The organism is Mesorhizobium sp. M7A.F.Ca.CA.002.09.1.1 (assembly GCF_003998555.1).
GTDB lineage: Bacteria > Pseudomonadota > Alphaproteobacteria > Rhizobiales > Rhizobiaceae > Mesorhizobium > Mesorhizobium ciceri.
In genome coordinates, this window is sequence record NZ_RZRR01000248.1 from 1 (window position 1) to 6,508 (window position 6,508).

The 6,508-nt window shown below is 61.1% G+C and carries 7 protein-coding genes; 2 read left to right on the top strand and 5 right to left on the bottom strand.

Annotated elements, in window-relative coordinates:
- The coding region (locus EN994_RS13310) for an XRE family transcriptional regulator (RefSeq protein WP_127307579.1) at nucleotides 1–497 on the top strand (497 nt) is incomplete at its 5' end.
- A gap of 66 nt (nucleotides 498–563) precedes the next feature.
- Here the strand turns inward: EN994_RS13310 and EN994_RS13315 are convergent.
- From EN994_RS13315 to EN994_RS13335, 5 genes are read right to left on the bottom strand one after another with little or no spacing between them, the layout of a single operon-like run.
- A complete protein-coding gene (locus tag EN994_RS13315) occupies nucleotides 564–1,010 on the bottom strand; it encodes an acyl-CoA thioesterase (protein ID WP_164745900.1) in 447 nt (148 codons plus the stop codon).
- A complete protein-coding gene (locus tag EN994_RS13320; protein WP_063168755.1) occupies nucleotides 1,007–1,942 on the bottom strand; it encodes a 3-keto-5-aminohexanoate cleavage protein in 936 nt (311 codons plus the stop codon). The genes EN994_RS13315 and EN994_RS13320 overlap by 4 nt, the downstream gene beginning before the upstream one ends.
- 31 nt (nucleotides 1,943–1,973) lie before the next feature.
- On the bottom strand, nucleotides 1,974–3,080 hold the full coding sequence (locus EN994_RS13325) for an ABC transporter ATP-binding protein (RefSeq protein ID WP_063168756.1): 1,107 nt from the start codon (nucleotides 3,078–3,080) through the stop codon (nucleotides 1,974–1,976).
- The gene (locus EN994_RS13330; protein ID WP_063168757.1) at nucleotides 3,080–3,817 is read right to left on the bottom strand and encodes a GntR family transcriptional regulator; all 738 of its coding nucleotides are present in this window, start codon (nucleotides 3,815–3,817) and stop codon (nucleotides 3,080–3,082) included. Before EN994_RS13330 ends, EN994_RS13325 begins: the two co-directional genes overlap by 1 nt.
- On the bottom strand, nucleotides 3,817–5,151 hold the full coding sequence (locus EN994_RS13335; protein ID WP_063168758.1) for an aminotransferase class III-fold pyridoxal phosphate-dependent enzyme: 1,335 nt from the start codon (nucleotides 5,149–5,151) through the stop codon (nucleotides 3,817–3,819). Before EN994_RS13335 ends, EN994_RS13330 begins: the two co-directional genes overlap by 1 nt.
- Before the next feature lie 121 nt (nucleotides 5,152–5,272).
- Here EN994_RS13335 and EN994_RS13340 point away from each other — a divergent pair, with 121 nt between their 5' ends.
- Nucleotides 5,273–6,328: an ABC transporter substrate-binding protein gene (locus EN994_RS13340; RefSeq protein WP_063168759.1), complete on the top strand. Its 1,056-nt coding sequence runs from the start codon at nucleotides 5,273–5,275 to the stop codon at nucleotides 6,326–6,328.
- Nucleotides 6,329–6,508 lie beyond the last annotated feature (180 nt).

Here is a 6,508-nt window from a genome sequence, read left to right on the forward strand (position 1 = left end):
ACCTTACCCTCCAGGCCGTGGCGGATGGCGTTGAAGTCAGCAAGGGTTTTCTCAGCGAAGTCGAACGCGACAAGGCCTCGCCCTCGGTGGCAACGCTCGTTCGCCTGTGCGACATTCTTGGAATTACGATCGGCAGCCTGTTCCAGCATGACAACACGGCTGTCGTCCGCGTTGACGCGCGCACTCCGGCGGTGCTCGGCGGCACCGACCTTTTAGACTTCCTGCTCAGCCCGAAATCCGCGGTTCGGACGCAGGCGATCCTGTCGATCATGGCGCCGGGCGGCACCGGCGGCGACAAGCTCTACAGCTGGCGTTCGGAAGAGGAATTCGTGTTCGTCGTCGAGGGCAGCGTGACCGTGTTGCTCGAAGGCGAGGAGTTCGTCCTGCTCGAAGGCGACGCCATGACTTTCGACCCAAGACGCCTCCACACCTTCCGCAACAGTTCCGCCACCAAGCAGGCGCAAGCGCTTTTCATCCTGTCGCCGCCGTCCGTCTAGAGGCGCAGTCATCTTAAGCCAGCGTAGTCCGATGACGTCGGCTTTCGGGAAACGGCGAAGCTGGTCTTAACGACCGACTTGAGGCGCAAAGCTGCCGGCTTCACCCCTCGGGAGTTTCGCGCTCGCCTGCCGGGCCTCGCCTTCGATCTCGATCTTGCTCCGCGCTTGAAGATCGAAGCGCACCGTTACGGTGCGCATGCGCGCATGCAGGACTCCGTCCAGCGTACCGCGCATTTCATGCAGATAAGTCAGCGACGATTTCCCAAGCTTTTCTATAACGCTGCGAACGGTGACCAGAGTTCCCACCGCGGTTTCATGCACGTAGTCGATCTCCATCCTCACATCCGCCCAGCCGAGGGTCGGCGTCAAACGAGGATCGGCAATCCTGCCCAGCAACTGGAAACTGGCGTCATCGAACATCGCCACATAATGACGAACGTTGAGATGGCCCATCGCGTCGCACATCCAAGGATGCACGACGCCGACATAGGTTTCGATGCCGGGGGGCGTCAAAACCCGACCTCATGTGCGCCCTTGAGATCCAGCAGTTGACGGGCTTCGTCGGGCGTCGCGATTTCGAGCGACAACTCGTTGAGAATGCGCTTTATCTTGGCCACCTGTTCGGCATTGCTCTTGGCGAGCGTGCCCTTGCCGACATAGAGGCTGTCTTCCAAACCGACCCGTACATTGCCGCCCATGATCGCGCCCATCGTGCAGAGATTTATCTGGTGCTTGCCCGCGGCAAGGATCGACCAGAGATAGTCGTCTCCGAACAGCCGATCAGCCGTCCTGCGCATGTGCATCATGTCTTCTGGGTCGGCGCCGATACCGCCCAGCAGCCCGAAGATCGTCTGGACGAAAAGCGGCGGCTTCAGCAGCTTGCGGTCGAGAAAGTGCGCAAGCGTGTAGAGGTGACTGACATCGTAGCACTCGAACTCGAACTTCGTGCCATAAGCCTGGCCGACCTCGACGATGATCCGCTCGATCTGCTCGAACGTGTTGGAGACGATGCCCTTCTTTGTGTCTTCCAGATAGCCCTTCTCCCAGTCGTACTTCCAGTCGGTGTATTTCGGCGCGATGTGGTGCAAGGCGAAATTCATAGATCCCATATTGAGCGAGCAGAGTTCCGGCTTCGAAGCGTGCGCCGCTTCAAGGCGCTCTTCGAGGGTCATCTTCAGCCCGCCGCCGGTGGAAATGTTCATCACGGCGTCGGTCTGCTGCTTGATGCGCGGCAGGAAATCCATAAACAGCCTGGGATCAGGGGTAGGCTTGCCGGTCTCCGGATCGCGGGCATGCAGATGGATCACCGACGCCCCGGCTTCGGCTGCTCCGACAGCGGCGTCGACGATCTCGGACGGCGTTATCGGCAGATACGGGCTCATCGTCGGCGTGTGGATCGAGCCGGTGACCGCACAGGTGATGACGACTTTCGGCGATTTCTTCATGGTTGAACTCTCCCTTGTCTGCCTTTTGTTGTTATCTATCGAGAGCGAGGCAATCCTCACGACCACAGCCCAATCGAACCGCCTCGCCCGCATTGAGTTCGGACCGAGACGACGATGCGGCAAGCTTGACAATGAATTTCAGGCCGCCCGCCGTGACAGCGACGAGCCGGATGTGATCGCCGACATAGACGGACTGAACGACGGTTGCCGCGATCACGTTGAGGGCGGTGGAGCCTTCGTGCAATAAGGACATGCGCTCGGGCCTGATCGACAGCGTCACCCTGGCGCCCGTAGGGGGCGTCGCGCCAGGGGAAATGGCGTTCAACACCAGATCGCCATCGTCGAGATGGACGGCCACGCCACCATTTTCACCGCCGGCAAGCACGGTGCCGGACATGCGGTTGTTCTCGCCGATGAAGCTCGCCACAAAGCTGCCCGTCGGACGCTCATACAGTTCGCGTGGTGTCGAAAGCTGCTCGATGCGGCCGGCGCTGAACACCGCGATCCGGTCGGACATGGTCAGCGCCTCGGTCTGGTCGTGGGTCACATAAACGAACGTGACGCCAAGCCGGGCATGGATTTCCTTGATTTCGAACTGCATCTGCTCGCGCAGTTGCTTGTCTAGGGCGCCGAGCGGTTCGTCCATCAGGACAAGATTTGGTTCGAAGATCAGGGCGCGGGCAACCGCGACGCGTTGTTGCTGCCCACCCGAAAGCTGCGCCGGACGCCGGTTGCCGAATTCGGGCAACTGGACCATGTCGAGAACGTTCCTGACACGTTGCGTCACCTCCTCGCGGCCAAGTTTGCGGACCTCGAGTGGGAAAGCCAGATTTTCGGCGACCGTCATGTGCGGGAAAAGCGCGTAGTTCTGGAACACCATGCCGATGCCGCGACGATTGGCGGGAACGTTGTCGATGCGCTGACCGTCAATGAGGATTTCGCCCTCGGTCGTATCCTCGAATCCGGCAAGCATCATCAACGCCGTCGTCTTGCCGGATCCCGAAGGCCCCAGCAGCGTCAGGAATTCGCCGCGCATGATTTCCAGGTCGAGCTGACGCACCGCCTGGACGGTCTGCCCGTAGCGCTTGCTGACGCCACGAAACTCGACATGAACCGGGCCATGCGGGGATCCGCCCATCACCGCGCCTGCGCCTTCGGATCACGGCGTACCGAAGCCGGGCGTTTGCGCGCAGGTTGAGCCTCAGCCGCCGCCGCGGCGCGAAGAATGATGTCGGCGGCCTCGCGCAGATCGGCAACCAGCGCCTTGCGCGCAGCCGCGCCATCGGCGCGACGCAGCGCCGCGAGCATTTCGTCGTGATGGTCCAGGCCCAGGCCGTAGGTCACGTCGGAGCGGACGATGTTCAGAAACGGTCCTGCCTGCAGCCACAATTTCTCGATGATCTGCTGGATGAGAGGTGAACGCGCGGCATGGTACATCGTGAAATGGAAGCGCCTGTTCAGGCCGAGATAATTAGCCATGACATTGCTCTCGACGCATTCGCGCATCAGCCCGTTCAGCTTCGCCAATTCATCGAGTTCTTCGGGCGTGATGGTCGTCGCGGCCCACTCGGCCGCCGTCCCTTCGACGCTGCAGCGCACACGCACCAGATCCGAAATACGCGCCACCGTGGCCTCAGGGACAATGACGCCCCGATTTGGGTGGTCGAACATCGCCTCGTCGCTGACGAGTTGCCGCAAGGCCTCGCGCACCGGCATGGCGCTGGTCCGGTACTGTTCGGCAAGCTGTCGTACGACCAGTCTCTGGCCGGGCAGGAAGTCACCGTTCATCAGTGCCTCCTTCAAGCCCGTATGTACACGAACATGAGCTGTCTTTTGCGCGGCCGAGCCGGCAGTGGCATCCTTGCGATCGAGCATCAGTTTGTCCGGCGCGGCAGTATTTTGAGGTTGCTCGACAGGAAATCGTCGAATGCGGCGGCGAAGCCGTCGAGTTCTGCGTCGCCAAATGGCAGTGACAACGCCAGCATGCCGCGCGGCGTCACGTAGTACCCTCGCAACAGCATCTCGATATGCCAAAGCGCAATCGCCGATGGATCGGCATCGTCGAGCCGCGCCGGCGTGTCCACCGGCCCCCTGACGAAATGCAGGTTCATCAACGACCCGCGCCCTATGACGATGCCCTCGACGCCATACCGCTCAAGGGAGACGTTCATCGCTTCACGCAAGCGATCGCCGCGCGAATTGATGGCGCGGCTCGCCTCTTGCGTCAGCACCTGCGTCAGACCGGTCAAACCAGCAGCCATGCTGAGAATATTGTTGTTGAACGTCCCGCCATGCGAAAACGCACCAGGCAAAGCAGGATCGAAGCGGTCGACGAGATCCGCGCGTCCACCGAATGCGCCAAAACTCGCACCGCCGCCGATGTACTTTCCGAGCGTCACGAAATCGGGAAAGATTTCATGTGCGCCATGGAGCGCGCGGTAGTCGAGGCGCGAGGTCATCACCTCGTCGAAGATCAGCAGCGCGCCGGTCTCCTTCGTCGCGGCGCGCAGCGCTTCCAGGAACTCACGCGTCGCCGGGATGCAGCCGCCGCCGCCCATCATCGGTTCGACGATCACCGCGGCAAGTTCGTCGCCCTGTTCCTTGATGAGCGCCACGGCGCCTGCACTATCGTTGTAGTCGGCGAAGACAAAGGGGAAAGGCAAATTGAGCGGTGAGCCGCCATGCGCGAAGGTGAGTACGCCGCCATGATAGCCCTCGCGGAAGGCGAGGATCTTCGAGCGCTGCGTGATGGCGCGAGCCGCCGAAATCGCCATGATGTTCGCCTCGGTGCCCGAGTTGCAGAAGCGCACGCGCTCGATGGCCGGAAAACGGTCGACCACCGCGGCAGCCAGGCGCGCCTCATAGCGGTTGGGTGCGCCCAACATGATGCCACCCTGTATGACGTCCACAAGGGCCGCCGAAATCGCCTTGTCGGAGTGGCCGTAAAAACCGGCACTGTATTCCGAGACCAGGTCGACATAGGTATGGCCGTCCAGATCGGTCACCCTGCAGCCTTCACCGGAAACAAACGATACGGGGAATGGCCGATACCATAGAACAGCCCTCGTATTGCCGCCCGGCAACGATGCCGCGGCCTCGTTCTGACGCGCCCGGCTGTTCGGGTTTGCGTCAGCGAAACGCTGTCGCGCCTCGTCCAGAACAGCAGCGAGACTGACATTGGCGCGCACGTCTCTAGTGCCTTGCAGCATTCGATCAAATCCCTTTGGCTTTTTCACTTTTTTACACCGTACCGTAAATTCCTGTTGCTAATCAATCAATTTTGCGTTTGAAATTTGATCAAATCTACAACGATAAGAAAGGGGAACTGCAATGAGGACTTATCTGCAAGCCGTATCTGCCGCCGCGATCTGCCTCGCGACCTCGGCTTTGGTCGCGTCCGCGGCCGACCCCGTCACGGTAGTCGGCTGGGGTGGTACATGGGACAAGGCCTACAAGGATGGGGTCTGGGACAAGTACACCGAAAAGACGGGCGTCCCGATCGTCATGGAAGAGTGGGGCGGCGAGGTCGCCAAGGTGCGTGCCCAGGTGCAGGCGGGCAACATCACCTATGACGTCGTCTCGGTCGAAGCGCCCGCCATGGAAGTCGGCTGCGCCGAAGGCCTGTTCATTCCGCTGACGCCAGAAATCACAGGCGACGCGGCCAATTATTTGCCGGGCACCCTGCACGAATGCGGCGTCGCGTCCGATACCTGGGCCACGGTCCTCGCCTACAACACAAATGTCTACAAGGGCGACGCCGCGCCGAAGAGCTGGGCGGATTTCTGGAACGTCGAGAAATTTCCGGGAAAGCGTGGCCTCTACCAGCAGGCGCAGTTCACGCTGGAAAACGCGCTGATGGCCGACGGCGTTAAGCGCGAGGACATGTACAAGGTGCTGGCCACGCCGGAAGGTATCGACCGGGCTTTCGCCATGCTCGACAAGATCAAGCCGAACGTCGTCTGGTGGTCCACCACGACGCAGGGCATCCAGAACCTCGACAGCGGGGAAGTGACGCTCAGCGACGCGTTCAATGCACGCATCACCAACGAAGCCATTAACGAGAAAAAGCCCTACGCCATCGCATGGGACGCAGGCTTCTTCTACGGCACCGACTACTGGGCCGTGGTGAAGGGCGCACCGCACCAGCAGGGCGGGCTGGATCTCCTCAAGTGGTTCTCCATCCCTGAAAATCAGGCCGGCTTCTCGAAACTCTATGCCTATGGCACCGGCCGCAAGGAAGCCGCCGACCTCATTCCCGCGGATTGGAAGGCCAACCTGCCGACGTCGCCGGAGCACCTCCAGTACGGCGCCGCCTATAACAACGACTTCTGGACCGAGCACAAGGAAGCGCTGGAAGAACGCTTCAAGGCTTGGCTCGCGAAGTAACCCAGGCATGTTGGTCGGGACAAAGCCGGCTATAAAGCGGCGCCAACGGGGCGGCATGCTCGCCCTGTTGACGGCCCCGCTTATCCTGTTCGTCGTCATTCTGTTTCTGTGGCCGGTGGCGCGCTTCCTCGCTCTGGCCGTCGACAACTCGGATTTTTCGAACAACCTGCCGCACACAAT

Coding starts and splice junctions, on each gene's coding strand:
- EN994_RS13320 (WP_063168755.1), bottom strand. CDS start 1,942: ATGAAGAAATCGCCGAAAGTCGTCATCACCTGTGCGGTCACCGGCTCG.
- EN994_RS13325 (WP_063168756.1), bottom strand. CDS start 3,080: ATGGGCGGATCCCCGCATGGCCCGGTTCATGTCGAGTTTCGTGGCGTC.
- EN994_RS13330 (WP_063168757.1), bottom strand. CDS start 3,817: ATGCTCGATCGCAAGGATGCCACTGCCGGCTCGGCCGCGCAAAAGACA.
- EN994_RS13335 (WP_063168758.1), bottom strand. CDS start 5,151: ATGCTGCAAGGCACTAGAGACGTGCGCGCCAATGTCAGTCTCGCTGCT.
- EN994_RS13340 (WP_063168759.1), top strand. CDS start 5,273: ATGAGGACTTATCTGCAAGCCGTATCTGCCGCCGCGATCTGCCTCGCG.